This window comes from Janthinobacterium sp. FW305-128, assembly GCF_020858135.1.
Taxonomy (GTDB): Bacteria; Pseudomonadota; Gammaproteobacteria; order Burkholderiales; family Burkholderiaceae_D; genus Janthinobacterium.
In genome coordinates this window covers 76,483-100,424 of the sequence record NZ_JACYMK010000015.1, presented here as the reverse complement: position 1 = coordinate 100,424, position 23,942 = coordinate 76,483, and the positions used below count along the sequence as shown (strand labels likewise).

Annotated in this window: 22 protein-coding genes; 18 read left to right on the top strand and 4 right to left on the bottom strand. The window is 64.4% G+C overall.

All coding sequences use genetic code 11. The features are described from left to right. Positions 1 to 54: 54 nt before the first annotated feature. Positions 55 to 993: a LysR family transcriptional regulator gene (locus IGS60_RS26525; protein WP_034754583.1), complete on the bottom strand. Its 939-nt coding sequence runs from the start codon at positions 991 to 993 to the stop codon at positions 55 to 57. Between the two features lie 131 nt (positions 994 to 1,124). Here IGS60_RS26525 and IGS60_RS26520 point away from each other — a divergent pair, with 131 nt between their 5' ends. From IGS60_RS26520 to IGS60_RS26455, 14 genes are all read left to right on the top strand, one after another. Continuing rightward, complete coding sequence (locus IGS60_RS26520; protein WP_230506658.1) at positions 1,125 to 2,357, top strand: urate hydroxylase PuuD; 1,233 nt, start codon at positions 1,125 to 1,127, stop codon at positions 2,355 to 2,357. Beyond that, a complete protein-coding gene (locus tag IGS60_RS26515) occupies positions 2,354 to 3,589 on the top strand; it encodes a M20/M25/M40 family metallo-hydrolase (protein WP_230506657.1) in 1,236 nt (411 codons plus the stop codon). Before IGS60_RS26520 ends, IGS60_RS26515 begins: the two co-directional genes overlap by 4 nt. A gap of 56 nt (positions 3,590 to 3,645) precedes the next feature. Further along, positions 3,646 to 4,563, top strand: a complete 918-nt coding sequence (locus IGS60_RS26510; protein WP_230506656.1) for a LysR family transcriptional regulator — start codon at positions 3,646 to 3,648, stop codon at positions 4,561 to 4,563. Positions 4,564 to 4,772: 209 nt separating this feature from the next. Then, on the top strand, positions 4,773 to 5,444 hold the full coding sequence (locus tag IGS60_RS26505; RefSeq protein ID WP_230506655.1) for a DUF4286 family protein: 672 nt from the start codon (positions 4,773 to 4,775) through the stop codon (positions 5,442 to 5,444). Positions 5,445 to 5,553: 109 nt separating this feature from the next. Further along, on the top strand, positions 5,554 to 6,882 hold the full coding sequence (locus tag IGS60_RS26500; RefSeq protein ID WP_230506654.1) for an MFS transporter: 1,329 nt from the start codon (positions 5,554 to 5,556) through the stop codon (positions 6,880 to 6,882). A 4-nt stretch (positions 6,883 to 6,886) separates the two neighbouring features. After that, positions 6,887 to 7,564: a DUF2848 domain-containing protein gene (locus tag IGS60_RS26495; RefSeq protein WP_230506653.1), complete on the top strand. Its 678-nt coding sequence runs from the start codon at positions 6,887 to 6,889 to the stop codon at positions 7,562 to 7,564. Positions 7,565 to 7,568: 4 nt separating this feature from the next. Continuing rightward, positions 7,569 to 8,927: an amidase gene (locus IGS60_RS26490; protein WP_230506652.1), complete on the top strand. Its 1,359-nt coding sequence runs from the start codon at positions 7,569 to 7,571 to the stop codon at positions 8,925 to 8,927. A gap of 89 nt (positions 8,928 to 9,016) precedes the next feature. After that, positions 9,017 to 10,348 carry a paraquat-inducible protein A gene (locus tag IGS60_RS26485; protein WP_230506651.1) on the top strand — a complete coding sequence of 444 codons (1,332 nt, stop codon included), beginning with the start codon at positions 9,017 to 9,019 and terminating at the stop codon, positions 10,346 to 10,348. Further along, a complete protein-coding gene (locus tag IGS60_RS26480) occupies positions 10,341 to 11,981 on the top strand; it encodes an intermembrane transport protein PqiB (protein WP_230506650.1) in 1,641 nt (546 codons plus the stop codon). Before IGS60_RS26485 ends, IGS60_RS26480 begins: the two co-directional genes overlap by 8 nt. Continuing rightward, entirely contained in the window at positions 11,978 to 12,574 is a 597-nt protein-coding gene (locus tag IGS60_RS26475) for a membrane integrity-associated transporter subunit PqiC (RefSeq protein ID WP_230506649.1), read from the top strand. The genes IGS60_RS26480 and IGS60_RS26475 overlap by 4 nt, the downstream gene beginning before the upstream one ends. A gap of 47 nt (positions 12,575 to 12,621) precedes the next feature. Continuing rightward, positions 12,622 to 13,029 carry a DUF2946 domain-containing protein gene (locus IGS60_RS26470; protein ID WP_227742105.1) on the top strand — a complete coding sequence of 136 codons (408 nt, stop codon included), beginning with the start codon at positions 12,622 to 12,624 and terminating at the stop codon, positions 13,027 to 13,029. Between the two features lie 77 nt (positions 13,030 to 13,106). Beyond that, positions 13,107 to 15,221, top strand: a complete 2,115-nt coding sequence (locus tag IGS60_RS26465; RefSeq protein WP_230506648.1) for a TonB-dependent receptor — start codon at positions 13,107 to 13,109, stop codon at positions 15,219 to 15,221. 8 nt (positions 15,222 to 15,229) lie between these two features. Then, positions 15,230 to 16,570, top strand: coding sequence for a PepSY domain-containing protein (locus IGS60_RS26460; protein ID WP_230506647.1), 1,341 nt, complete (start codon positions 15,230 to 15,232; stop codon positions 16,568 to 16,570). A gap of 57 nt (positions 16,571 to 16,627) precedes the next feature. Continuing rightward, positions 16,628 to 17,020, top strand: a complete 393-nt coding sequence (locus IGS60_RS26455) for a hypothetical protein (protein WP_099410309.1) — start codon at positions 16,628 to 16,630, stop codon at positions 17,018 to 17,020. Positions 17,021 to 17,023: 3 nt separating this feature from the next. Here IGS60_RS26455 and IGS60_RS26450 read toward each other — a convergent pair whose 3' ends face one another. Next, positions 17,024 to 17,938: a LysR family transcriptional regulator gene (locus IGS60_RS26450; RefSeq protein ID WP_070291203.1), complete on the bottom strand. Its 915-nt coding sequence runs from the start codon at positions 17,936 to 17,938 to the stop codon at positions 17,024 to 17,026. A 102-nt stretch (positions 17,939 to 18,040) separates the two neighbouring features. Between IGS60_RS26450 and IGS60_RS26445 the strand changes: the two genes are divergently transcribed. The 4 genes from IGS60_RS26445 (at position 18,041) to IGS60_RS26430 (ending at position 21,800) form a co-directional block, all read left to right on the top strand. Beyond that, positions 18,041 to 19,150, top strand: coding sequence for a muconate/chloromuconate family cycloisomerase (locus IGS60_RS26445; RefSeq protein ID WP_230506646.1), 1,110 nt, complete (start codon positions 18,041 to 18,043; stop codon positions 19,148 to 19,150). Positions 19,151 to 19,159: 9 nt separating this feature from the next. Continuing rightward, positions 19,160 to 19,450, top strand: a complete 291-nt coding sequence (gene catC / locus IGS60_RS26440) for a muconolactone Delta-isomerase (protein ID WP_128140472.1) — start codon at positions 19,160 to 19,162, stop codon at positions 19,448 to 19,450. An 11-nt stretch (positions 19,451 to 19,461) separates the two neighbouring features. Further along, complete coding sequence (gene pcaD / locus IGS60_RS26435) at positions 19,462 to 20,265, top strand: 3-oxoadipate enol-lactonase (protein ID WP_230506645.1); 804 nt, start codon at positions 19,462 to 19,464, stop codon at positions 20,263 to 20,265. A gap of 131 nt (positions 20,266 to 20,396) precedes the next feature. Continuing rightward, positions 20,397 to 21,800 carry a sodium:solute symporter family protein gene (locus IGS60_RS26430; protein ID WP_070219286.1) on the top strand — a complete coding sequence of 468 codons (1,404 nt, stop codon included), beginning with the start codon at positions 20,397 to 20,399 and terminating at the stop codon, positions 21,798 to 21,800. A gap of 1 nt (position 21,801) precedes the next feature. Here the strand turns inward: IGS60_RS26430 and IGS60_RS26425 are convergent, their stop codons facing one another. Beyond that, positions 21,802 to 23,196 carry a GntP family permease gene (locus IGS60_RS26425; protein ID WP_230506644.1) on the bottom strand — a complete coding sequence of 465 codons (1,395 nt, stop codon included), beginning with the start codon at positions 23,194 to 23,196 and terminating at the stop codon, positions 21,802 to 21,804. 242 nt (positions 23,197 to 23,438) lie between these two features. Continuing rightward, positions 23,439 to 23,909, bottom strand: coding sequence for a hypothetical protein (locus tag IGS60_RS26420; protein WP_230506643.1), 471 nt, complete (start codon positions 23,907 to 23,909; stop codon positions 23,439 to 23,441). Positions 23,910 to 23,942 lie beyond the last annotated feature (33 nt).

Sequence of the window (23,942 nt, the reverse complement as noted above, 5' to 3'; positions counted from 1 at the left end):
CGGTGATGATAGCGCCCCGTTCCTGCCTCCATTATATGCGCGCGTTGATAGCGGCTATCGCTGCACCAGCGCCTTGGCCGCTGCGCTGACCTGGTCGCGCAGCCATTTGTGTTCGGGCGCCTGGTGCACGCGCTGGTGCCACAGCTGGTAAAAGCGCATCGGCGGGAATTTCAAGGGCACGGTATACGTTTTCAGCGGCAGCGTCTTTTCATAGAAGCGCATGAATTGCCGGCCCGTGGTGAGCACCAGGTCAGTCTGCGTCAGCATGTAGGGGATCAGGCCGAAATACGCCGACTCCACCACCACGTTGCGCTGCAGGTTTTGCCGTTCGAGGAAGGAATCGATCACGCCGTGGTAGCCGGGCATCATCTGCGACGGTGCCACGTGGGGCAGGCTCAGGTAGTCGTCGAGCGTCATGGCGTCGCTGGCCGTACGGCGCGCATAGGCGTTTTCCGCATGCATGGCGCAGATGATGGGGTCTTCGAACAGCTTCGAGATGTGCAGGTGCGCGGGCGGCTCGTCCCAGTTGGCGATCACCAGGTCCAGGCCACCGTCGGAGAGCTGGCGGATATGGTCGATGCCCGGCCCCAGGCTGTGCAGCACGACGCGGCTTTTCGGCGAGCCGCGGCGCAGCAGGGCCACCACGTTGGGCAGGAACTGGCTGTCCAGGTAGTCGGGCGCGGCGATATGGAAGGTGCGCGCCTCTTCCTGCGCCACGAACGGCGTCTTCTTGACGAACAGGCTTTCCGTCTGGTCGAGGATGCGCTTGGCCGGATTGAGCAGGCTTTCGCCATGCTGGGTCGGCACCATGCCGCGCGCGCCGCGCACGAGCAGCGGGTCGCCCGTCAATTCGCGCAGCTTGCGCAAGGAGGCGGAAATCGAAGGCTGCGGCTGATTGAGTTTCAGGGCCACGCGCGAGACATTCTTTTCCACCAGCAGCAGGTAGAGGATGCGGATCAGGTGCAGGTCGAGGTGTTGCGGCAGGCTGGACATGTGGCGGCGGCTCTGTTGTATATCGATTTGAATATGTCAAATATACGATATTTTTCATGTGATGGGCGGTAAATCCGTTTATCTTGTGTAGATTGGCACGAATATGGGTTCGGTCTGACTAGAGGAAATTTATGGAAGTATTTGCCTATCTGATTCCGTACGGCCTTGAGTGGCTGAACCTGATCGCCCGCTGGCTGCACGTCATCACGGGCATCGCCTGGATCGGTGCTTCCTTTTATTTCGTCTGGCTCGACAATTCAATACGTCCACCCGCGCCCGGCTCCGAGCTGGCGAAGAAGGGCGTGTCGGGAGAATTGTGGGCCGTGCATGGCGGCGGCTTCTACAACCCGCAAAAATACCTGGTGGCGCCGACCGAACTGCCGAAGGAACTGCATTGGTTCAAGTGGGAAGCGTATTCCACCTGGCTGTCCGGCTTTGCGCTGCTCACCATCGCGTATTACTTCAATGCCCAGGCCATGATGATCGACAAGGCCGTGGCCGATATCTCCAGCGGCCAGGCCGTCGGCATCGGCATCGCCACCCTCGTCATCGGCTGGACCGTGTACGACCTGCTGTGCCGCTCGAAGCTGGCGCAATATGAACTGTGGTTCGGCGTGACGGTGTTCGCGCTGATCGTCGGCGCCGCGTACGTGCTCACGCATTTGCTCAGCGGGCGCGCCGCCTACATCCACGTGGGCGCCATGATCGGCACCATCATGGTGGCCAATGTGCTGATGCTGATCATTCCCGGCCAGCGCAAGATGGTCGAGGCCATGGCCGCCGGCAAGCTGCCCGATCCCAAACATGGCCTGAAAGCCAAGCAGCGCAGCGTGCATAACAATTATTTTACGTTACCGGTGCTGTTCATCATGATCAGCAACCACTACGCGATGACTTACCGTAACGATCACGCGTGGCTGGTGCTGGCGCTGATCATGGCGGCCGGCGTCTTCTTCCGCCACTTCTTCAACCTGCGCCACAAGGGAAGAGTCGAGTGGCGTTATCCTGCCTTCGGCGTGGCCCTGCTGGTGGCCGTGGCCGTGGCCATCGCGCCGAAAGCGCCCGTGGCCCTGGCGGCCGCGCCGGCGGCGGACCCGGCGGCGCAGTTCAAGAGCGTGCACGCCATCATCGCCCAGCGCTGCGCCACCTGCCATTCGGCCCAGCCCACGCAGCCGGGCTTCGCCACGGCGCCGGCCGGCATGATGCTGGATAATGAGACGCAAATCCGCCAGCACGCGGCGCAAATCTACAAGCAGGCCATCGAGCTGAAAGCCATGCCGATCGGGAACCTGACCAATATGACGGAGGCCGAGCGCAGCGAACTGGGCGCCTGGCTGCAACAGACCATGCAAGGAGCAAAATGACGACGCACGCAGAAAAAATCACGGCCTGGATCGACGAGCACTTCGACGAGGAGATCGCCTTTTTACAGAAGGTGGTGCAGCAGCCGACGGATACCCCGCCCGGCAATAACGCGCCCCATGCGGATCTGGTGGCGCAGCTGCTGCAGGCGTATGGCTGGAACGCGGAAAAGCACGCCGTGCCGGCGGACCAGGTCGAGGCGTACGGCATGCAGAGCATCACCAACCTGATCGTGCGCCGCCCGTATGCGGCAGGCGGGCCGACCGTGGCCCTGAATGCGCATGGCGACGTGGTGCCGCCCGGCGACAACTGGACGTATCCGCCGTACGGCGGCCAGATCGACGGCGGCTATATCTACGGCCGCGCGACGGCCGTGTCGAAAGGCGATTTCGCCACCTATGTGTTTGCCGCGCGCGCGCTCGAAGCGCTGGGCATTCCCCTGAAGGGGCAGCTGGAACTGCATTTTACCTACGACGAGGAATTCGGCGGCTTGCTGGGGCCGGGCTGGCTGCTGGAACAGCAGCTGACGAAGCCCGATTTCGTCATCGCCGCCGGTTTCAGCTACGGCATCGTCACGGCGCACAACGCCTGCCTGCAGCTGGAAATCACCGTGCACGGCAAGTCGGGCCACGGCTCGATGCCGGAGACGGGCCACGATGCGCTGCAGGCGGCCAACAAGATCCTCAACGCCATCTATGGCCAGCTGCCGGAGCTGAAAAAGATCAAATCGAACGTGGCCGGCATCGACTCGCCCACCATGCTGGTGGGACGCATCGACGGCGGCACGAACACGAATGTGGTGCCGGGCAAGGTCGTCATGAAGATGGACCGCCGCATGATTCCCGAAGAAGATCCGTTGGCGGTGGAAGCGCAGGTGCGCGCGCTGATCGAAGACGCGGTGCGCGGCGAGCCTGGCATCCGCATCGAGATCCGCCGCCTGCTGCTGTCGCATGCGCTGCGGCCCTTGCCCGGCTCCGAGCAGCTGGTCGGCAGCCTGCAAAAGAATGCGCAAGCCATCCTTGGCGAGACGATACCCGCCGTCGGCACGCCGCTGTATGCGGATGCGCGCCTATATGGCGAACGGGGCATCCCCGCCGTGCTGTATGGCGCCGGCCCGCGCACGGTGCCCGAGTCGAACGCGAAGAAGGCCGACGAGCGCCTGGCGCTCGATGATTTGCGCAAGGCCAGCAAGATCGTCGCCTTGACCTTGCTCGACTTCCTGGGCGAGAAATAGACCGGGCGCTTTGGCTTACAATGGGGCGGACACTCAACCTGTGAAGAAGAGCCCCATTGAATACCCGTTTTCTCGAAGCGTTTGTCTGGGCTGCGCGGCTGGGCAGCTTTCGCACGGCGGCCGACAAGCTGCACATCACGCAGGCAGCCATCTCGAACCGCATCGCCTCGCTGGAGCAGGACTTCGGCACGCGATTGTTCGACCGCGACGCGCGTGACATCCGCCTGACCTTCGCCGGGCGCAACCTGCTTGTGTACGCCGAGCGCATGCTGGAACTGTGCCGCGACATGTATGCGGCCAATTCCTCGCCCGCGCAGATCACGGGCGAAGTGCGCATCGGCGTCATCGAAACCATCGTGCATACCTGGCTGATCCCGTTCCTGCAGCGCGTGCAGGAGCGCTATCCGGGCATCGAGATTCAATTGACGTCGGAATCGACGCGCCGCCTGCACGAACAGCTGCAGCAGGGCGAACTCGATATCGCGCTGCAGACGGACATGCTGACGGGCGACCATATCCGCAGCACGGGCAGCGGCGCCATCGCCATGGGCTGGGCCGGCAGGGCCGCCGACTGGCCCGACACGGGCGTGCCGTTCACGGTGGCGCAACTGGCGCAGCATCCGATCATCACCATGAACCGCGGTTCGCAGCCGCATTCCGCCTTGAAGGCGCTGTGCCAGGACGAGGGCGTGCAGCTGGGCCGTGTCCACTGCGTCAGCTCGATTTCCGCCATCGTGCGCCTGGTCAAAGCGGGCTTCGGCATCGCCGTGCTGCCGCTGGCGCCCCTGCGCGAGGAAATCGAGCAAGGCAATATCGCGCTGATTCTCTGCGCCAGCAGCCTGGCGCCGCAGCGCATCGTCATCAGTTACAGCGAAGACATCACGACGGAAGCGATTCAATTGGTCGCCATGCTGGCATGCGAGGAGGCGGCCAGGTTCACGCTGGCGCTGGGCGAGGAATATGGTGCCGGGTGATGTCGGCTTACGCTGATGCTAAGCCGACCTACGATGCATATTAGTCGGGTAGGTAGGATTAGCGGCGGGACGCCGCGTAATCCGACAACATTGTTGGCCCCACCCACAAGAAAAACTTATCAGTCGCGTTCAGAATAACCCGTTTGCCAAGTGATGGCGTGCCACCTATTCTGGGTTGGCACTCCACTTACAACGCAAACGGAACCCTCATGACGACGTCCACCACCTTGCCCGGCATCCTGTTCGTCTGGACCAGCGCCGACCCGGAACACGAGCTTGATTTCAACCGCTGGTATGACCGCGAGCACGTGGAAGAGCGCGTGCGCATTCCCGGCTTCGTCAGCGGCACGCGCTACCAGAGCGTGCGCGGTCCCCGCAAATACCTGGGCCTGTACCGCACCGTGTCGCTCGCCGCCTTCCAGACGCCCGATTACTTCAAGGCCTTCGGCCAGCAGACGCCTTGGTCGCAGACGAATCTGCAGCGCATGGTCGACCCGATGCGCCGTGTCTGTGCCATCGAGGCGGAAACGGGCATGGGCACGGGCGCCTGGCTGGCCGTGCTGCGTATGGGCGCGCCGGCCATCGGCCAGGACGCGCAAGCGGTGGCCGGCTTGGCCACGCTGGGAACGACGCTGCTGCAGATCGACGGCGTCATTGCCACGCGCTTGCTCACGCCCGACGCCAGCCTGTCCGGCCCCCTGCCGGCGGAACGGACGGAGGCCCGCGTGCTCGATCCGATCTTCCTGATCGACGCATCGTCCGAAAGCGCCGCCATGGCGGCCGCGAATGCCGCCAGCGCGGCGCTGGGCCTGGACGCCGAACAGGCAGCCATCCTGCAGCTGTCCTGGCAGCTGCGCGAGGTGGACCTGCACGCTGCCTGACGCGCCGCAAGCGCATCTTGCCGGCACCGATAACACGAGACACGGGCCACGGCGCAGGGCAAAGCATCCTGCGCCGGGCCTGCAATAAAACTGACGAGAGAGGTAGGCTATGACCACATATACGAACGCCGCGCATCCGGCAGCCCAGGCACCGGGCGAGAAGGCCACGACGGCCAAGACGGGCCGCCTGGCCACGGCCAGCATGGTCGGCACGACCCTGGAATGGTATGACTTCACCGTCTACAACACCATGGCCGCGCTGATCTTCAATCACCTGTTCTTTCCTTCCTTCGATCCGCTGACGGGCACCATCCTGGCCTTTTCCACATATGCGGTCGGCTATATTTCGCGCCCCATCGGCGGCGTGATCTTCGGCCATTTGGGCGACAAGCTGGGACGCCGCTGGGTGCTGGTGGTGACCCTGATGCTGATGGGCGTGACGACGGGCTTGATGGGCCTCTTGCCCACGTACGCGACGGCCGGCATCTGGAGCCCCGTCCTGCTGGTGGCGCTGCGTTTCGTGCAGGGCATCGCTTTGGGCGGCGAATGGGCCGGTGCCGTGCTGATCTCCGTCGAACACGGTGCGCCGGACAAGCGTGGCCGCAACGCCTCGTGGACGCAGGTGGGGCCGTCGTTCGGCACCTTGCTGGCAACGGGCTGCATCGGCCTGATCACCTATCTGCTGCCGCATGAAGCGTTCATGGACTGGGGCTGGCGCATGCCGTTCATCGCCAGCCTGCTGCTGGTGGCGTTTGGCATGTGGATACGCAGCGGCATCGAGGAAACACCGCTGTTCAAGGAGCTCGACCAGCAGGATGCCAAGGCGGAAGCGCCGATCGGCGACGTGCTGCGCCTCTACTGGCGCCGTCTGCTGATCGCCGGCGGCGTGCGCATCGGCTCGGACGTGCTGTATGCGCTGGTGGTGGTGTTCACCCTGACGTATGTGACGACGGTGCTGCTTTTGTCATCGACCCTGGCGCTCACCGCCATCATGATCGGCACGGCTTGCAATGCGCTGTCGGTGCCGCTGTTTGGCGCCCTGTCGGACAAGATCGGCCGCCGCCCCGTGTATGCGCTGGGCGCAGCGCTGGGTCTCGTGTGGGCGTTTGCCTTCTTCACCTTGTTAGACACGGCCAGCCCGGCCGCCATCGTCACGGCCGTCGTCGTGGGCCTGGTCATCCACGCCATCATGTATGGCCCGCAAGCGGCCTTCGTCATCGAGCAATTCCCGACCAAGGTGCGCTATGCGGGTTCCTCGCTGGCCTATACCCTGGCCGGCGTCATCGGCGGCGGCTTCGCGCCGCTCGTCATCGCCAGCCTGTATCGCTCGTACAACAGCACCATGGCCGTCTCGCTGTACGTGGCGGCGGCCTTGCTGATCACCGGCGCGGCAGTTTTTGCCGCACGCGAAACGGGCCGCGGCCCCCTGGAGGAATAAAATCATGACGACATTGCATTTTCAACTGGCCGGCCACGGCCCCGTCACCTTCGACATCGATCACTTGATCATCGCCGGCTGGACGGGCCGCGACATGGCGATGGTGGAACACCACATCGCCGAGCTGGAAGCGATCGGCGTGGCGCGCCCGAAAAGCGTGCCCACGTTTTACCGCGTAGCGGCAGCACTGCTGTCGAGCGACGCGGCCATCGAAGTGCCGGGCGGCGATTCCTCGGGCGAAGCGGAATTCGTGCTGTTTTCCACGGAATACGGCCTGCTGGTGGGCATCGGTTCCGACCACACGGACCGCAAGGTGGAAAGCTACGGCGTGACGGTATCGAAGCAGATGTGCGGCAAGCCCGTGGGCGGCACCCTGTGGCGTTATGCCGACGTGGCCGGCCACTGGGACCAGCTGCAGATGCGCTCCTGGCGCGAGCGCGCCGGCGTGCCGGCCCTGTACCAGGACGGCCCCGTGACGCGCATGCTGTCGCCGGAAGACCTGATCCTGCGCTACACGGGGCAAGCGACGCTGCCGGTGGGCAGCGCCATGTTCTGCGGCACGCAGCCTGTCATCGGCGAGATGGGCCATGGCGACGCGTTTGAGCTGGAACTGTATGATCCAGCCTTGCAGCGCCGCCTGCAGCACCGCTATGCCGTGCAAACCCTGCCCGTGGAAGGATAAGAGAATGACCGAACTGACCAAGACCATCCGCGAACTGGCGGCCGACCTGGCCGCTGGCCGCATCACCAGCGCGGCACTGACGGAGCGGATGCTGGCGCGCGCCGAGGCGCACCGGGCGCAGGGCGGCCATGCCTATGTCAGCCTTGATGGCGAACAGGCCCTGGCCGAGGCCCGTGCCAGCGATGCGGCGCGCGCCGCCGGCATCATTGCCTCGCCGCTGGCCGGCATCCCCATTTCGATCAAGGACCTGTTCGACGTCAAGGGGCAAACCAGCAGTGCCGCCTCGCTGGCGCTGGCCGACGCGCCGCCCGCCGTGGCCGATGCGCTTGCCGTGGCGCGCCTGCGCGCAGCCGGCGCCGTTCTGCTGGGCCGCACCAACATGAGCGAATTCGCGTTTTCCGGCCTGGGCTTGAATCCCCATTACGGCACGCCGCGCAATCCGCACGACGGCGCGCGAGTGGCCGGCGGCTCCACCTCGGGCGGCGCCGTCACCGTGGCCTTGGACATGGCGGCCGGCGCGCTGGGCACGGATACGGGCGGCTCGATCCGCATTCCATCGGCTTTTTGCGGCCTGACGGGCTTCAAACCGACGGCGGCGACTGTGTCGCTGGCCGGCACGGTGCCCTTGTCGCGCTCCCTCGATTCGGCCGGCCCCATCGCCCGCAGCGTCGATTGCTGCGCCATTTTGTATGCAGCGCTGTCGGGCCATGATATCGGCGCGCAGGCGCCGGCACTGAAAGGCTTGCGCTTCGGCTTTACCCTGGACTACGTCGGTACGCACGTGGCGCCGCAGGTGCAGCAGGCTTTCGACGCCGCGCTGGACAAGCTGCGGCAAGCCGGCGCCCTGGTGGAACAGTTCGATTTCCCCGAATTGCTGGAGCTGCCGACGATCAATGGCGGCGGCGGCCTGGTGGCGGCGGAAGCGTGGCACTGGCACAGGGCGTTACTGGAAGAGAAGGGCGCGCAGTACGACCAGCGCGTGGCGGCGCGCATCCGCCGCGGCCAGCAGCAGGGCGCGTTTGACTACATCGACTTGCTCGATGCGCGCGCGCGCCTGATCGCCATCGCCCGGCGGCGCCTGGCGCCGTTCGATGCCTGGCTGATGCCCAGCGTGGCCATTCTGGCGCCGCAGGTCGCGCCGCTGGAAGCGGATGACGCCACCTTCTTTGCCACGAACGGCCTGGTGCTGCGCAACGCCAGCGTCATCAACTTCCTAGACGGCTGCGCGCTGTCGCTGCCTTGCCATGCCGACGGCGAGCTGCCCGTGGGGCTGGGCATCTGCGGCCTGGCCGGCGCCGACGATACAGTGTTGCAAATCGGCCGCGCCGTGGAGGCGTTGTTGCGGGGGAGTGGAAAAGAATAGTGCCGTAATGCAGGAAAATGCCAATTCTGTCATGATGGCTGGCATTGACATGGGATAGTCGCGCTGCGGGCGCCGGCAAACTTCACACTGTGCACCGATACGACCTGATTAGCTGTCATGACTGCGGCGTGCTGTACCGCAAACGTCCGCTGCGTCCACGCGAAAAGGCGCGCTGCATCCGTTGCCGCTCGGTGCTGTATCGCGCCGCGCCAGGCCGGGGCGCCTCGGCCGAATTGAGCAAGGTGGTGGCGCTCACCCTGGGCGCCGCCTTTGTCTTCCTGATTGCCCAGTTTTTCCCTATCGTCGAACTCGACGTCAATGGCCTCACTTCCAGCGCCACCTTGCTCGGCTCCATCTGCGTGCTGTGGTACGAGCAGATGCACATCGTGGCGACGATGGTCTTCCTGTTTACCATCCTCTTTCCCGCCATCGAACTCGGTTCGCTGCTGTATGTGGCGCTGGGCTTGCGCGGCGGCGTCAAGGTGCCCGGATTTAACCGCGTGCTGCGCGCCGTGCAGACGGCGCGCGAATGGGGCATGACGGAGGTGCTGATGATCGGCATCCTGATCACCGTTGTCAAGATGACCAGCCTGGCCACGGTGCTGCCGCAACCGGGCTTGTTCGCGTTTGGCGCGCTCACCGTGCTGCTGGCCATCGTCGTCTCGTTCGACCCCAAGGCCCTGTGGAACCTGGGCGACGACCTGACCCGGCAAGCGCTGCCCGGCATCCGCTACAAGGCTTTCGCGCCCGGTGAAAAGGTGGTGCCCTGCCATGCCTGCGGCCTGGTGGCGCCGCCCGTGGGCACGGGCAGGCACCTGGCGTGCGTGCGCTGCGGCACGGCCCTGCACGTGCGCAAGCCGGACAGCATCAACCGCACCTGGGCCTTGCTGATCGCCGCCATGATCCTCTACATTCCCGCCAACCTGCTGCCCGTGATGGTGACGCAATCGCTGTTCGGCGCGCAGGACGACACCATCATGAGCGGCGTCGTGCTGTTCTGGACCAGCGGCTCGAAGGGCCTGGCCATCATCATTTTCATCGCCAGCGTGGTCGTGCCCATGCTCAAGCTGGGCGTGCTGGCGCTGCTGGCGTTTACGGCGCAGCGGCGTTCGCGCTGGCGGCCGCGCCAGCGCACCATCTTGTACCGCATGGTCGAATTCATCGGCCGCTGGTCCATGCTCGACATCTTTGTCGTCACCCTGACGGTGGCGCTGGTGCGCTTCAAGTCGCTGGCCGTGATCACGGCGGGACCCGGCGCGCTGGCCTTCGGCGCCGTGGTGGTGCTGACCATGCTGGCGGCGATGCAGTTCGACCCGCGCCTGATCTGGGACCCCGTCGACGGGCAGGTGCCTGGCGAGGAAGAGCCCGTGGTGGTGGCAAATACCGGAAACAATACAGTGATTGGAGAACAGCATGTCTGACAAAGAAGCGGGCGGTCTTGCCGAAACGGGTGGCCAGGGCATCCCCCCGTTGCCGGAACCCGATGTGGAACAGGGCAGCCGCTGGCTGCCGTCGCTGGTATGGCTCATTCCGCTGCTGGCCGCGCTGATCGGCGCCGGCCTGGCCGCCAAGTCCATCCTCGACCAGGGACCCACGGTGACGGTCAGCTTCAAGAGCGCCGAAGGCCTGGAGCCGGGCAAGACCAAGGTCAAATACAAGGATGTCGACATCGGCCAGGTGCGCGCCATCACCCTGGGCGACGACTTGAGCAAGGTACTCGTGACGATCGACATGAGCAAGGAAGCGCGCCGCTTCGCCACCGCCGATTCGCGCTTCTGGGTGGTGCGCCCGCAGATCGGCGCCAGCGGCGTGACGGGCCTGGGCACCTTGCTGTCGGGCGCCTACATCGGCGTCGACACGGGCAAGTCGGAGCAGAAGAAGGAGAGCTTCATCGGCATGGAGAGTCCGCCCGCCGTGGCAGGGGACCAGAAGGGCAAGCTGTACACCCTGCATGCGGACAGCCTCGGCTCCGTCGACGTGGGCTCGCCCCTGTTCTTCCACCGCCTGAGGGTGGGCAAGGTGGTCAGCTTCGCGCTGGACAAGGATGGCAACGGCATCACCATGTCGGTCTTCGTGAATGCGCCGTACGACCAGTTCGTCGGCAAGGATGCGCGCTGGTGGCATGCCAGCGGCGTTGACGTGCGCCTCGATTCCAACGGCTTCAAATTGAATACGCAATCGCTGGCTGCCATGCTGGTGGGCGGCATCGCCTTCGAGGCGGAAAACGGCCGCAAGCCCGTCGAACCGGCGCCGGCCGGCACCAATTACCGCCTGGCGGCCGACGAGGCGAGCGCCATGCGCGAGCCCGATGGCGAGGCGATCACCACCGTGTTCTATTTCGACCAGTCCCTGCGCGGTTTGCAGCCCGGCGCCACGGTCGATTTCCGCGGCATCGTGCTGGGCGAGGTGCGCTCGGTGGGCATCGAGTTCGACCCCGTGAAGAAGAACTTCCGCATGCCCGTCACCGTCAACCTGTACCCGGCCCGCCTGGGCATGCGCTTCAAGGCCGCCGTCGACGATGAGGAAGGCTCGGCCGGCCACCAGCTGCTCGAACGCATGGTCAGCCGCGGCTTGCGCGCGCAGCTACGCACGGGCAACCTGCTGACCAGCCAGTTGTATATCGCGCTGGACTTCTTCCCGAAAGCGCCGAAGGTGGCGCTCGATCCGAACAGGTATCCGCTGGAAGTGCCGACCGTGCCGAACACCCTCGATGAATTGCAGACGCAGATCGCCAGCATCGCCCGCAAGCTCGATCAGGTACCGTATGCGGAGATCGGCAATAACCTGAACGCCACGATCAGGCAGGCCAATACCCTGTTCAAGCAGCTCGATGGCCAGGTGGTGCCGGAAATGCGCGATACCCTGACGGCGGCGAAACAGACCTTCGGCACGGCCGAACAGGTGCTGCAAAAGGATTCGCCGCTGCAGTCGGACGTGCGCCAGGCCTTGCAGCAGCTGACGCAAACCCTGCAATCGCTCAATGCCCTGTCCGATTACCTGGAACGCCACCCCGAGTCCCTGATCCGCGGTAAAAAAGGAGATGAAAAAAAATGATGAAGCCGATGTTTGCCGCGCTGCTGGCGGCCAGCCTGCTGGCTGCCTGCTCCACGCCCCAGCCCGAGCATTTCTATACGCTCAGCGGCGGCGCCGACGCGCAGCCGGCCAAGCCCGTGAAATACTATGTCGAGGTGCTGGCCGTCAGCGTGCCGCAGCAGGTGAGCCGCAACCAGTTTGTCGTGACGGCGCCGTCGGGCCGCATCGAATTGCTGGAGCAACAGCGCTGGGCGGGGCCGCTGGCCGGCGAGATCGGACAGGCCTTGTCGACGGCCGTGACGAACGACCTGGGCGCCATCGACGTGTTCCGCACGCCGCATCCGGACAATCTGCCCGTGTACCGCATCAGCACCAATGTGCAGCGTTTCGAGTCCGTGATGGGCCAGTATGCGCTGATCGATGCCGTGTGGAGCGTGCGCCAGCTGGCCAGCGGCAAGGTGGTCACTTGCCGTACGATCGCCAATGAAAAGGTGGGCGCCGGCTATGATGAACTGGTGCTCGGTCACCGCCGCGCCGTGAATCGCATCGCCGCCGATGCGGCCAGCGTCGTGCGTGCTTTTGACAACGGCAGCGCCGCCTGCCCGGCCGCCTGAGCCCCTTTCCGCTACCCAGTCCCGGCGGCCGCTGGTAAAATGCGGCCATGGGAATGACCTTGTTCACGCGCCGCTTTGCCGCCTGGATCGCCTGTTTCGCGATCCTGCTGGCGGCGCTCGCGCCATCGATTTCCCGGGCCGTCGCCAACGCCAAGCAGGAATCCGGCTCCGGCTGGGCGGAAATCTGCTCGGTGGCCGGCATCCGTTTTGTGCAGCTTGATCAGGCCGATGACGGCGCCGCCGATGGCAAGTCCGGCGGCAAGGCCATGCAGATGGAGCATTGCGCCTTCTGTTCCACGCATGCGGGTTCCGTCGGCCTGCCGCCGGCCAGTCCAGTGCTGCCGCTGCTTGTGGCCAGCGGCACGGCCATCTTCCCGGCCCTGTACTACCAGTCCCCGTCTCCGCTGTTCATCTGGTCCACCGCGCAGTCGCGCGCGCCGCCCGGTCTCATTTAAGTTTTTGCATTTTCAATGCTGGCGCTGTCCACCTTGCGGTGTGACGCCCCGCATCCGCACACTTAAACGAGAATCACATGAACAAGAAATTATTGATGCTGGCGGCAGCCATCGCCCTGGCCTATCCCTGCGCGCAGGCGCAGCAACTTGACCACGCCATCGACACGGTCGTCGTTTCCGGCTCGCGCGCGCAATCGTGGCTGTCCGAGACGCCGCAGGCGATCGGCGTCGTCAATGCCAAAACCCTGGAGCGCGACAAGCCCAGGACCATGGGCGATATCCTCAACCGCATCGCCGGCGTGTACTGGAATGACCTGGGCAACGAGCAGCACAGCATGAGCATCCGCCAGCCCATCGGCACGAATGCCGTCTACCAGTACCTGGAAGACGGCATACCCATCCGCCCGCTGGGCGTCTTCAACCACAACTCGCTCAACGAGATGAACATGGCGGGCGCCAGCGGCGTGGAAGTGGTGAAGGGCGCCGCCTCGTCGCTGTACGGCAGCAATGCCGTGGGCGGTGCCGTGAATTTCCTCACGGCCGGCGCCAGCGCCACGCCGACGGCAAGCGCGGGCGTGCGGCGCGACAACGTGGGCGGTTTCACCCGCTACGACACGGCCGCCAGCGATACCTGGGGGCCGCTGGGACTGCGCTTTTCCCATTACAGTTCGCGCCGTTCGCGCGACAACTGGCAAGAGTACAGCTATGGCGACAAGGATTCGTTCTCACTGCGCGCCGACTATGCGCTCGGCCCCGCGTCGCAGCTGCGCGCCACCCTCGTGCATACGGATCTCGATGCGGCCATGACGGGCAGCCTGTTCGAGAACGATTACCGCAGCAATCCCGGCAAGAGTCTCAATACCTTCACCTACCGCAAGGACAAGACCACGCGCATGAACCTGGCATGGGAGGGCGCGACGACGGCCAATGGCACGAGCACCGTCACCGTGTTTACACGCAAGAACGACCACGGGCAGCTTCCCGCGTATTCCATCGGCAGCTGCGCGGGCATGCTGTGCAAGGGCGTCATCAACAACAACCATGTCGATTCGCTGGGGCTGGACGTGAAACACCAGCAGGAATTCGCGTGGCTGCGTTCGCGCCTGGTCGCCGGCGTGTACGTGGACAAGAGCGACAATCCCTTTGTCAGCGATAACCTGTCCATCGTGCGCGATGCGGCCACGGGCCGCTATCTGCGATACACGCTGGCCAATGCCAGCAATCCGCAGGGCGTGCGCGACTACCAGACGGACATCTTGAACACGGCCGTCTTCGCGCAGTGGGAATTTTCTCCGCTGGCGGGCACGCGCGTGGTGCTGGGCGGACGCTCGGACGCCATCCGCTACGACTATCATAACAATCTGGCGCCCGGCGGCAGCGTCAATTACGGCGCGCCCGACGAGTCGCGCAGCTTTTCGCACATGAGCCCGAAGCTGGGCGCCACCTACGCCATCGGCCATGCGGGCAGCGTATATGCGAACGTCAGCCAGGGCTTTACCCCGCCCGAGGTCAGCCAGCTGTATGGCAAGACGGGCATCGCCGACTTGCAGCCGTCCGTCTACAACAACTATGAACTGGGCTTGCGCTGGGCCTTTTTGCAAGGCCGCTTGAAACTCGACACGGCCCTGTACCGGCTCGACGGGCGCGACACCATCGTCAGCTACACGCTTTCGCCGGGCAACAGCGAAAACCGCAATGCGGGCCGCACGCGCAGCGAAGGCCTGGAGCTGGGCCTGAACTACGACAGCGGCCCGTTCGACGCGCGCTTCGCCACGGCCATCGCGCGCCACCGCTACCTGCGCTACCAGGTTTCCAGTACCCTCGATTACAGCGGCCGCACCATGCCGCAGGCGCCGCGTGACATCACCTCGTTCGAGATCGGCTACAAGCCCGTGACGGGCGCGCGTATCGCACTCGAAGCCGTGCATCAGGGCCGCTACTGGATGAACAACGCCAACACGGTGGAGTATGGCGGCCACGCGCTGCTGAACCTGCGCGCCAGCTACCGGCTCGCGCGCGGGCTGGAAGCGTGGGCGCAGGTGCGCAATATGGCCGATAAGCGCTATGCCGATTCGGCCGGCAGCAGCTATGCGGGCACGGGCAGCTATGCGCCGAACAGCCAGAACCAGTACACGCCCGGTGCGCCGCGCAGCGTGATGCTGGGTCTGGGCTATACCTTCAACGCACTGTGAGGATGGCCATGGACGATCACACCTTTCTCATCGCACGGCGCAAAAGCCTGTACTGGCGCATCCATTTCTGGGCCGCGCTGATCGCCTCGCCGTTTGCGCTGGTGGCCACCCTGACGGGCATTTTGTATGTGTTCACGCCGCAGATCGAGGCGCGGCTGTACCAGCACCTCGACCATGTGGCGCCGCAAGCGTCCATGCTGCCGCTCGATGCCGCCGTGGCGGCAGCGGAGCGGGCGGCCCCGCATGGCTGGACGGTGCAGCACGTGGTGCCGCCGTTTCAGCAGGACGACGCGGTGCAGGTGGCGTTCGCGCCGCCCGGCGGCGCGCCCGATGAACATGCGGGCCATGGCGGACATGTCGCACCGGTCAAGCCGAAGTTCGGCCTGCCCGCGCAAGCCGTGATCGTCTACGTGAATCCGTATGACGCGCGCGTGCTGGGCAGCCTGGCCAGCAGCGAACGTTTCGGCAACTGGGCGAAAAAGCTGCATTCGCGCCTGCTGCAAAACGATGGCTGGCGCTGGATGATCGAGCTGGCCGCCAGCTGGCTGATGGTGATGCTGGTGACGGGCGTGGTGCTGTGGTGGCCGCGCGGCGCGCAATCGGGCTTGCCGAAGCGGGGCGCGCAAGGCCGCAACGGCTGGCGCCAGTGGCATGCTTTTCTCGGCGTGGCGCTCGGCATCGTCAGTGTCGTGATCCTGACGACAGGATTGACGTGGAGCCAGCAGGCGGGCGGGCGCATCCGCACGCTGCGCGACGTCAGCGGCCAGGCGCCGCCGCCCGTGCCGCGCGGCCTGCACTCAAGCGAAGAGGGCGCTCCGCTCGACTGGCAGGATGCGTGGCAAGTGGCGCGCAGTCACGCGCCCGCCATCGCCGTGCAGCTGACGGCGCCGGCCAGTCAGGACGATGTGTGGCGCGCCACCATGGCCGACCGCAGCCAGCCCACCTTGCGCTTCGACCTGCAATTCGACGCCTACAGCGGCAAGCCTTTGTACTATGCGGGCTGGGACGCGCAGACGGCGTTCGGCAAGGCCACCGCCATCGGCATCCCGTTCCACCGCGGTGAATTCGGCTGGTGGAACCAGGCCTTGCTGCTGCTGTTCGGCGCCAGCGTGCTGTTTTCGCTGGTGTCGGGCTGGGTGATGTTCTTCAAGCGGCGCCTGCCAGGCTCGCTGGGCTTGCCCAAGCTGCTGCCGGGCGCCTGGACCTCGCCGTCCGCGCTGGCCTGGCTGGTGGCTGCCGGCATGTGCGCGTTGATGCCGCTGCTGCTCGTGTCGGGCGGCATGCTGGTGCTGCTGGAATTGGGGTTGGCAAAATGTGGGCCGCGTGTCGGCCGCATGTGGCTGCGCTAGAATAAGGGACGCGGCCAGGCTCGTTGCCAAGGGCCGCGCCTTTGTAATGGCTGAACCATGGTATTCATCGATTTTTCCGCCTTGTCCGCACTGGCCGCCGCGTCGGCCGGTGTCACGCAAAAATGCAGTTGCTGCACCGTTCCGCTCGATGCCTGGCAGCGGCTGCCCACGTCGCTGGAACTTGACCGTTTCGAGGAGGTCGGCACCTTGCGCGCAGATCCGTACGAGGAACCGACGTTTGACGAGTACCACCCGCACGGCACGCGCTACGACAGCGTCGACGCGCCCATCGCGCCGCGCTTTTATCCCGCGAACCTGAGCCAGGTGGCCCGCTGCCTGAACTGCGGCCGCCACTACCTGCGCTACAACGAGGCGGGCGGCTATTTCACGGAGCTGCGCATCCGCGCGCTGCGCCCGGAATTGCTGGCCGATGCACCACTGTCAAAGTGAGGGCTACAGGCTTTCCTTGACGTGCGCGATGCCGTGTTCATCGTAGATCGAGTACACGGCAGCGAGAAGGTTTTCCAGTTCCGGCGAGCGGTCCATATGCCGCATGCTGAATAAAATGGGCGAGAACGCATGCTTGTCGTCCAGCTTGCGGTACACGACGTTCCGGTGATGCATGGCCTGCACGCTTTCCGGCACGATGGAAATGCCCTGGCCGGCCGCCACCAGTCCCATGGAAATCTGCAGCTCGCGCACTTCCGTGACGGGACCGGGTGTGACATTGCCTTCGCTGAACATGGCCAGTACCTGGTCGGCAAAGCTGGGGCGCGGCGCTTTCGGATACACGAGCAGGGTCTCGTGGATCAGGTCTGTCAGGCGCAAGCCGCCTTCCCCCTTGGCCAGCCGGTGGCCGGGCGGCAGGGCCACCACGAGCCGCTCTTCGCGCAGCAGGATGCGGCGGATGCTGGGGTCCTCGCTTTTCAAGCGTCCGAAACCCACGTCGATGCGGCCTTCCTTCAGGGCCTTCAACTGCTGCACCGTCGTCATTTCATGCAGGGTCACGTCGACCTCGGGATGGCGTTCGCAAAAGCGGTGCACGATGTCGGGCAACTCCCCATACAGCGTCGAGGCGACGAAGCCGATCGACAGGGTGCGTTCCAGCTTGCCCACGCGCTGCGTCATCGCCTGCAGGTCGCGCACCTGGTCGAGCAGGGGCCGCGCATGGGCGAGGAAAAACTCGCCCGCTTCCGTCAGCCGCAAGGGCCGCGAACCTTTTTCGATCAGCGCCACGCCCAAGGTTTCTTCCAGCTGCTGCATCTGCCGGCTCAGCGGCGGCTGCGCGATATGCAGGCGCGCGGCGGCCCGCGTGAAGTTCCTTTCCTCTGCGACCGCAACGAAGTAGCGCAAATGCCGTAATTCCATCTTCATACCTTTCAGGTATAGGTTTGATACCAACTCGGTGTTGGACGTGGGGGCATTCGGGGAATATCGTGTCACCACTCCACAGAATTATACGGAATAAATATGATTCAAAATATCGAGACCTACCTGGTCGATGTGCCAACCATTCGCCCGCACCGGATGTCCGTCGCCACCATGAATACGCAAACCCTGGTGCTGGTGCGGCTGCGCTGCGCCGACGGCATCACGGGCTGGGGCGAGGCGACCACCATCGGCGGCTTGAGCTACGGCGGCGAAAGCCCGGAAAGCATCAAGACGAATATCGATACCTATATCGCACCGCTGCTGGTCGGCATGGAAGCGAGCGAAGTGGCCAAGGCCATGGCCCGTGTGCGCAAGGTCATCCAGGGCAACCGCTTCGCCAAGTGCGCGATCGAGACGGCGCTGCTCGATGCGCAGGCGCGCCGCCTGAACGTACCGCTGTCGGAATTGCTGGGCGGCCGCGTGCGCGATGCGCTGCCCGTGGCCTGGGTGCTGGCCAGCGGCGACACGGCGCGCGATATCGCCGAAGGGGAAAAGATGCTGGACCTGCGCCGCCACCGCATCTTCAAGCTGAAGATCGGCCTGCGCGACGTGATGGACGACGTGGCCCATGTGCTGGAGATCAAGCGGGTGCTGGGCGAACGGGCCAGCGTGCGGGTCGACGTCAACCAGGCCTGGAGCGAGACGGACGCCGTGCGCGGCATCGCCGCGCTGGAAGCGGGCGGCATCGACCTGATCGAACAACCGGTGAAGGCGGGCAACCGCGCCGCGCTGGCGCGCCTGAAGCAGCGCTTCGACGTGGCCATCATGGCCGACGAAGCCTTGCACGGCCCCGCCGATGCGCTGGCGCTGGCGCAGGCCGATGCGGCCGACGTGTTTGCCGTCAAAATCACCCAGTCGGGCGGCTTGCTGCCCGCGCTGGAAGTGGCCACCGTGGCGCGCCTGGCCGGCGTGGGCCTGTACGGCGGCACCATGCTCGAAGGCGGCGTCGGCACGGCCGCCACGGCCCACGTGTGCTCCACGTTTGCTGAACTGGCCTGGGGCACGGAATTGTTCGGGCCTTTGCTGCTGACGCAGGAAGTTTTGCGCGAACCGCTCGTGTACCGCGACTTCATGCTGCAGGTGCCGACGGGCCCGGGTTTGGGCGTCGAGATCGATATGGACAAGCTGCGTTCCATGCAACGCCAATAAGGAGAAACCATGTTATTCCATGTACGCATGAACGTGAACCTGCCGTTGAGCATGCCCGCCGAGCAGGCGGCGCAGCTCAAGCAAACGGAAAAGGAACTGGCGCAGCGCCTGCAGCACGAGGGCAAATGGCGCCACCTGTGGCGCATCGCCGGCCAGTACGCCAACGTCAGCGTCTTCGACGTGGACAGCGTGGACGAGCTGCATAATTTGCTCACCTCGCTGCCGCTGTTCCCCTACATGCAGATCGACGTGATGCCGCTGTGCCGCCATCCTTCGTCGGTGCGCGGCGACGATTCCTGAGGAGACATGCAATGACGCAGATAGGCAACGACACTGCCGGGAAAACGTGCGAGGTCGACGGTATCGGCCTGCACTACCGCACGGATGGCGAGCGCGGCAAGCCCTGCCTCGTCCTGTCGAATTCCCTCGGCACGGATCTGTCCATGTGGGATGCGCAGGCGGCCGCGCTGGCCGGCGACTTTTTTGTCGTGCGTTACGATACGCGCGGCCATGGCCAGTCCGCCAGCGCCGGCGCGCCGTTCGACATCGGGCGCCTGGGCCTGGACGTGGTGGCGCTGCTCGACCACCTCGATATCGCGCGTGCCGCCTTCTGCGGCATTTCCATGGGCGGCTTGATTGGCCAGTGGCTGGGCATACACGAGCCGCGGCGCTTGACGCAGCTCGTGCTGGCAAATACGGCGGCGCGCATCGGCGGCGCCGCGCCGTGGCAGCTGCGGGCGGAACAGGTGCGCCGCGACGGCATGGCCGCGGTGGCCGATGGCGCCGCCGCGCGCTGGTTCACGCCCCAGTTTATCGCGCGCGAAGCGGACACGGTGGCGCGCATGGTGGCCACCTTGCGCAGCCAGGATGCCGGTGGCTACGCGGCCTGCTGCGACGTGCTGGCCCAGACGGACCTGCACGCCGGCGTCGGCACGATCAGCGTGCCCACCCTGATCATTGCGGGCGAGCACGATCCCGTGACCACCGTCGACGACGGGCGCTGGCTGCAGCGGCAGATCGCGGGTGCCCGCCTGGCAAGCGTGCCCGCCTCGCATATCTCGAACGTCGAAGCGGCGGACTTGTTTGCGGCGCAGTTGCGGACCTTTTTGTTGTGAGGCTTGCTGTACCGTATAGGTATGGCAGGAATTTGACTTTCCCCTGAGCACCGCCACCGGCTCGTCCGGCATGCGGCAGGGGAAGCTTTCTTGAAAAATAATAATAAGAAAAGCAGACTTGGAGTAGACGGATGGAAAACAGATTGATCATCATCGCTGCGATCACGGTGGGCTATTTCGCCCTCATGTCGTACATTACCTACAGCGTGCGCAAGCATGCCAACAGCGCCGAGGGCATGACGGCGGGCGGGCGCAATTATCCCGCTTACCTGATCGGCGCGCTGTTATTGTCGGAATTCATCGGCAGTTCGGTCAGCATCGGCACGGCCCAGAAGGGCTATGAACTGGGCATTTCCGCCGCCTGGAATCTGGTGGCGCTGTCGCTGGGCTTCTTGCTGCTGGCCATCGTGCTGGTCAAGAAATACAAGGAAAGCGGGCAGTCGACGATTTCCGGCATCCTGGCGCAAACGTATGGCGAGCCCGTGCGCTATGCGGCGTCCATCCTTACCATCGTCGCGCTGAGCATCGTTGCCGTGGCCCTGTATGCGAGCGGCGGCGCCGTGCTGGCGGCCGTGCTGCACATCAACAAGACGGTGGCCATCTTGCTGGTGGGCGCCATCACCGTGATCTATGTCAGCCTGGGCGGCATGCGCTCGGTCGTGTACACGAATTTTGCCCACTCCATCGTCAAGTATCTGGGTGTGATCCTGGCGCTCGCGTATGCGCTGGAAGCCTCCGGCGGCATCGGTGCGCTGCAGGCGCAGCTGCCCGCCAAGATGTTCAACTGGGTCGAGATCGGCTGGGGCCAGATCATCGCCTGGATGATCGGCGGCATCGGTTCCATCTTCGCCACGCAATACGTGATCCAGGCCCTGGTCAGCACGGACAACCCGGCCGTGGCCAAGCGCGCCTGCTATTACGTGTCCTCGCTGATGATCCCGTTCGGCCTGATGGCGGCCCTGATCGGCATGTGCAGCGCCGTGCTGTATCCGGGCATGAAGTCGATCGACGCCTTTCCGACATTGATCGCCCACATGCCCGCGTTTTCCGCCAGCATCATGATCGTCGGCCTGGCCGGCGCCCTGTTCGGCGGCATTTCCGCCACCACCCTGGCATCGGCTACCCTGGCCATGAAGGATTTTTATGATCCCTGGTACAACAAGGCGAAGAACGATGCGAAATCGCTGATGTTCCTGCGCATCGCCATCGTCGTGGCCGGCCTGCTGCCGCTGGTGCTGGCGCTGTATGCGGAAAAACTGCTGATGATCGCCTTCCTCGGCAAGGCCCTGCGCGCCACCCTGGCCGTGCTGGTGCTGATGGCCTTCTATGCGCCGAAATTCGGCACGCCGCGCGGCGCCTTCGTCGGCGTGATCGTTTCCGTGATCGCCACCATCGGCTGGTTCCTGGCGGGCAATCCGTATGGCGTGGACAGTTCCTACCTGGCGCTGGCCGGCCCGCTGCTGACCATGGGCATCAGCCACCTGTTCAAGCCGGCGCACGCTGTGGCGAAGCCGGCATCGTCGTCGCGCCTCTAGGTCAGACCAGTCCCGTCATGTAATAGAGGGCAATGACGAGGAACACGGCCACCGTCTTGATGACGGTGATGCCGAAAATATCGCGGTAGGACTGGCGGTGCGTGAGGCCCGTGACGGCCAGCAGGGTGATCACGGCGCCATTGTGCGGCAAGGTATCCATGCCGCCGCTGGCCATGGCCACCACGCGGTGCATGACTTCGAGCGGGATATGCGCCTGTTGCGCGGCCTGGATAAAACTGTCCGACATGGCCGCCAGCGCAATGCTCATGCCGCCCGAGGCCGAGCCCGTGATGCCGGCAAGGGTCGTGACGGAGACGGCCGCGTTGACGAGGGGATCGGGCACGCTGCGCAAGGTGTTGCTGACGGCAAGAAAGCCGGGCAGGGCGGCGATGACGCCGCCGAAACCGTATTCGGACGCCGTATTCATGGCCGCCAGCAGGGCGCCGCCCACAGCCGCCTTGGTGCCTTCGGCAAAAGCGGCGCGGATGCGCCCGAAGGCCGTTGCGCACACGAGCAAAATCCCCAGCAACAAGGCGCCTTCCACGGCCCAGATACCGGTCACGGAAGCGATCGACGTGGACACGGGCGCATGCAGGCCCGGCAGGGCCTCGGCGGTGAGCACGTAGCTGGCGCCATACCAGTGCGGGATCAGCTTGGTCAGCGCAAAGTTGGCCACGCCCACCAGCACCAGAGGCGCCACCGACAGCAGCGGATGGGGCAGGGCGCCCGCGTCGGCCGTGGCCTTTTCGGCCTCGGCCCCATAGCCTTCGCCCGTCGCCATGACGGAACGGCGGCGCCATTCCAGGAAGGCCAGCCCCATGATCACCGTCAGCACGGCGCCGATGGTGCCCAGCCATGGCGCGGCCCAGCCGGTCGTGTTGAAAAAAGTGGTGGGGATGATGTTCTGGATTTGCGGCGTGCCCGGTAAAGTATCCATGGTGAACGAGAACGCGCCCAAGGCGATGGCGCCCGGCATCAGCCGCTTGGGGATATTGCTCTGGCGGTACAGTTCCGCCGCAAACGGATACACGGCAAACACCACCACGAACAGCGACACGCCGCCATAAGTCAAGGCGGCGCACACGGCGACGATCACGGCATTCGCTCGCGCGCTGCCGATGTAGCGGATGGCGGCCATGACGATGGACTGGGAAAAACCGGACAGCTCGATGAGTTTGCCGAACACGGCACCGAGCAAAAAGACGGGGAAATACAGTTTGATGAAGCCCACCATCTTTTCCATGAAGATGCCGCTGAACACGGCCGGCACGGCCGACGGATCGGTGAGCAATACGGCACCGAGCGCGGCGACGGGCGCAAACAGGATCACGCTGTAGCCGCGGTAGGCGGCCAGCATCAGGAAGGCCAGTGCGGCCAGAACTATCAGGAAAGACATCAGACCGTACCCCTGTGCGATGGATGTGTTTAATTAATCAATTGTTCAATTAATATCACACTTCCCGGGCATTCGCCAACGCACGGGTCAAGAATTGCGCCCAGGCACCGATAGATGCCAACGACCAGCTATCCCACTGTCGCGTTGACCTTGCCGATGATCGAGCACCCGCACGCCGTCTGGCTGCGATGGACGGCCAGCGGAATACCTCCGGCGCTCAATCAGCGGGGGAGATTGCTTCCTTATTTGGACCAAACGGGACGTCTACCTTCCGGGACCTCCGCTTGAAAAAATGATTCAATCATACGTAAGGTATTGATGTCATATAAGGATTGGGTTCCTGCAAAATGCCGACCACCACAATCGATGGCGACCTGCCTGCCTTGCATCCAAAACCAATAATCTCGTATGAATGGCTCACACTTTATATGTCGAAGCTGACCGTCTCTGTAAATTGCAAGCTGGTTGGCGCCTGGTTCGGTATCTCCTTCCGCAATCCATGCATTTAGCACTAGCCAGGCAGCGCTACGCTTATCGGGTGACAAGGTTGCGCCTGCCACATCGCCGCTCTTGCTTATTCTTTCATCTCGGCCCTCTGCAGAGATGATATGAACATTTTTTTCGTTATCAATATAAACGTTCTTTAAGTAACTATGGAATGCATGACAGTTTGTTGTTGATAACATTAGAAATATGCATATGATTTTCTTCATCTGTCACTTCCTAAATACGTCGTCTCGATTTTA

Coding starts and splice junctions, on each gene's coding strand:
- IGS60_RS26490 (WP_230506652.1), top strand. CDS start 7,569: ATGACCGAACTGACCAAGACCATCCGCGAACTGGCGGCCGACCTGGCC.
- IGS60_RS26525 (WP_034754583.1), bottom strand. CDS start 993: ATGTCCAGCCTGCCGCAACACCTCGACCTGCACCTGATCCGCATCCTC.
- IGS60_RS26470 (WP_227742105.1), top strand. CDS start 12,622: ATGGGAATGACCTTGTTCACGCGCCGCTTTGCCGCCTGGATCGCCTGT.
- IGS60_RS26520 (WP_230506658.1), top strand. CDS start 1,125: ATGGAAGTATTTGCCTATCTGATTCCGTACGGCCTTGAGTGGCTGAAC.
- IGS60_RS26495 (WP_230506653.1), top strand. CDS start 6,887: ATGACGACATTGCATTTTCAACTGGCCGGCCACGGCCCCGTCACCTTC.
- IGS60_RS26420 (WP_230506643.1), bottom strand. CDS start 23,909: ATGAAGAAAATCATATGCATATTTCTAATGTTATCAACAACAAACTGT.
- IGS60_RS26460 (WP_230506647.1), top strand. CDS start 15,230: ATGGACGATCACACCTTTCTCATCGCACGGCGCAAAAGCCTGTACTGG.
- IGS60_RS26475 (WP_230506649.1), top strand. CDS start 11,978: ATGATGAAGCCGATGTTTGCCGCGCTGCTGGCGGCCAGCCTGCTGGCT.
- IGS60_RS26500 (WP_230506654.1), top strand. CDS start 5,554: ATGACCACATATACGAACGCCGCGCATCCGGCAGCCCAGGCACCGGGC.
- IGS60_RS26505 (WP_230506655.1), top strand. CDS start 4,773: ATGACGACGTCCACCACCTTGCCCGGCATCCTGTTCGTCTGGACCAGC.
- pcaD (WP_230506645.1), top strand. CDS start 19,462: ATGACGCAGATAGGCAACGACACTGCCGGGAAAACGTGCGAGGTCGAC.
- IGS60_RS26430 (WP_070219286.1), top strand. CDS start 20,397: ATGGAAAACAGATTGATCATCATCGCTGCGATCACGGTGGGCTATTTC.
- IGS60_RS26515 (WP_230506657.1), top strand. CDS start 2,354: ATGACGACGCACGCAGAAAAAATCACGGCCTGGATCGACGAGCACTTC.
- IGS60_RS26450 (WP_070291203.1), bottom strand. CDS start 17,938: ATGGAATTACGGCATTTGCGCTACTTCGTTGCGGTCGCAGAGGAAAGG.
- IGS60_RS26445 (WP_230506646.1), top strand. CDS start 18,041: ATGATTCAAAATATCGAGACCTACCTGGTCGATGTGCCAACCATTCGC.
- IGS60_RS26465 (WP_230506648.1), top strand. CDS start 13,107: ATGAACAAGAAATTATTGATGCTGGCGGCAGCCATCGCCCTGGCCTAT.
- catC (WP_128140472.1), top strand. CDS start 19,160: ATGTTATTCCATGTACGCATGAACGTGAACCTGCCGTTGAGCATGCCC.
- IGS60_RS26455 (WP_099410309.1), top strand. CDS start 16,628: ATGGTATTCATCGATTTTTCCGCCTTGTCCGCACTGGCCGCCGCGTCG.
- IGS60_RS26480 (WP_230506650.1), top strand. CDS start 10,341: ATGTCTGACAAAGAAGCGGGCGGTCTTGCCGAAACGGGTGGCCAGGGC.
- IGS60_RS26425 (WP_230506644.1), bottom strand. CDS start 23,196: ATGTCTTTCCTGATAGTTCTGGCCGCACTGGCCTTCCTGATGCTGGCC.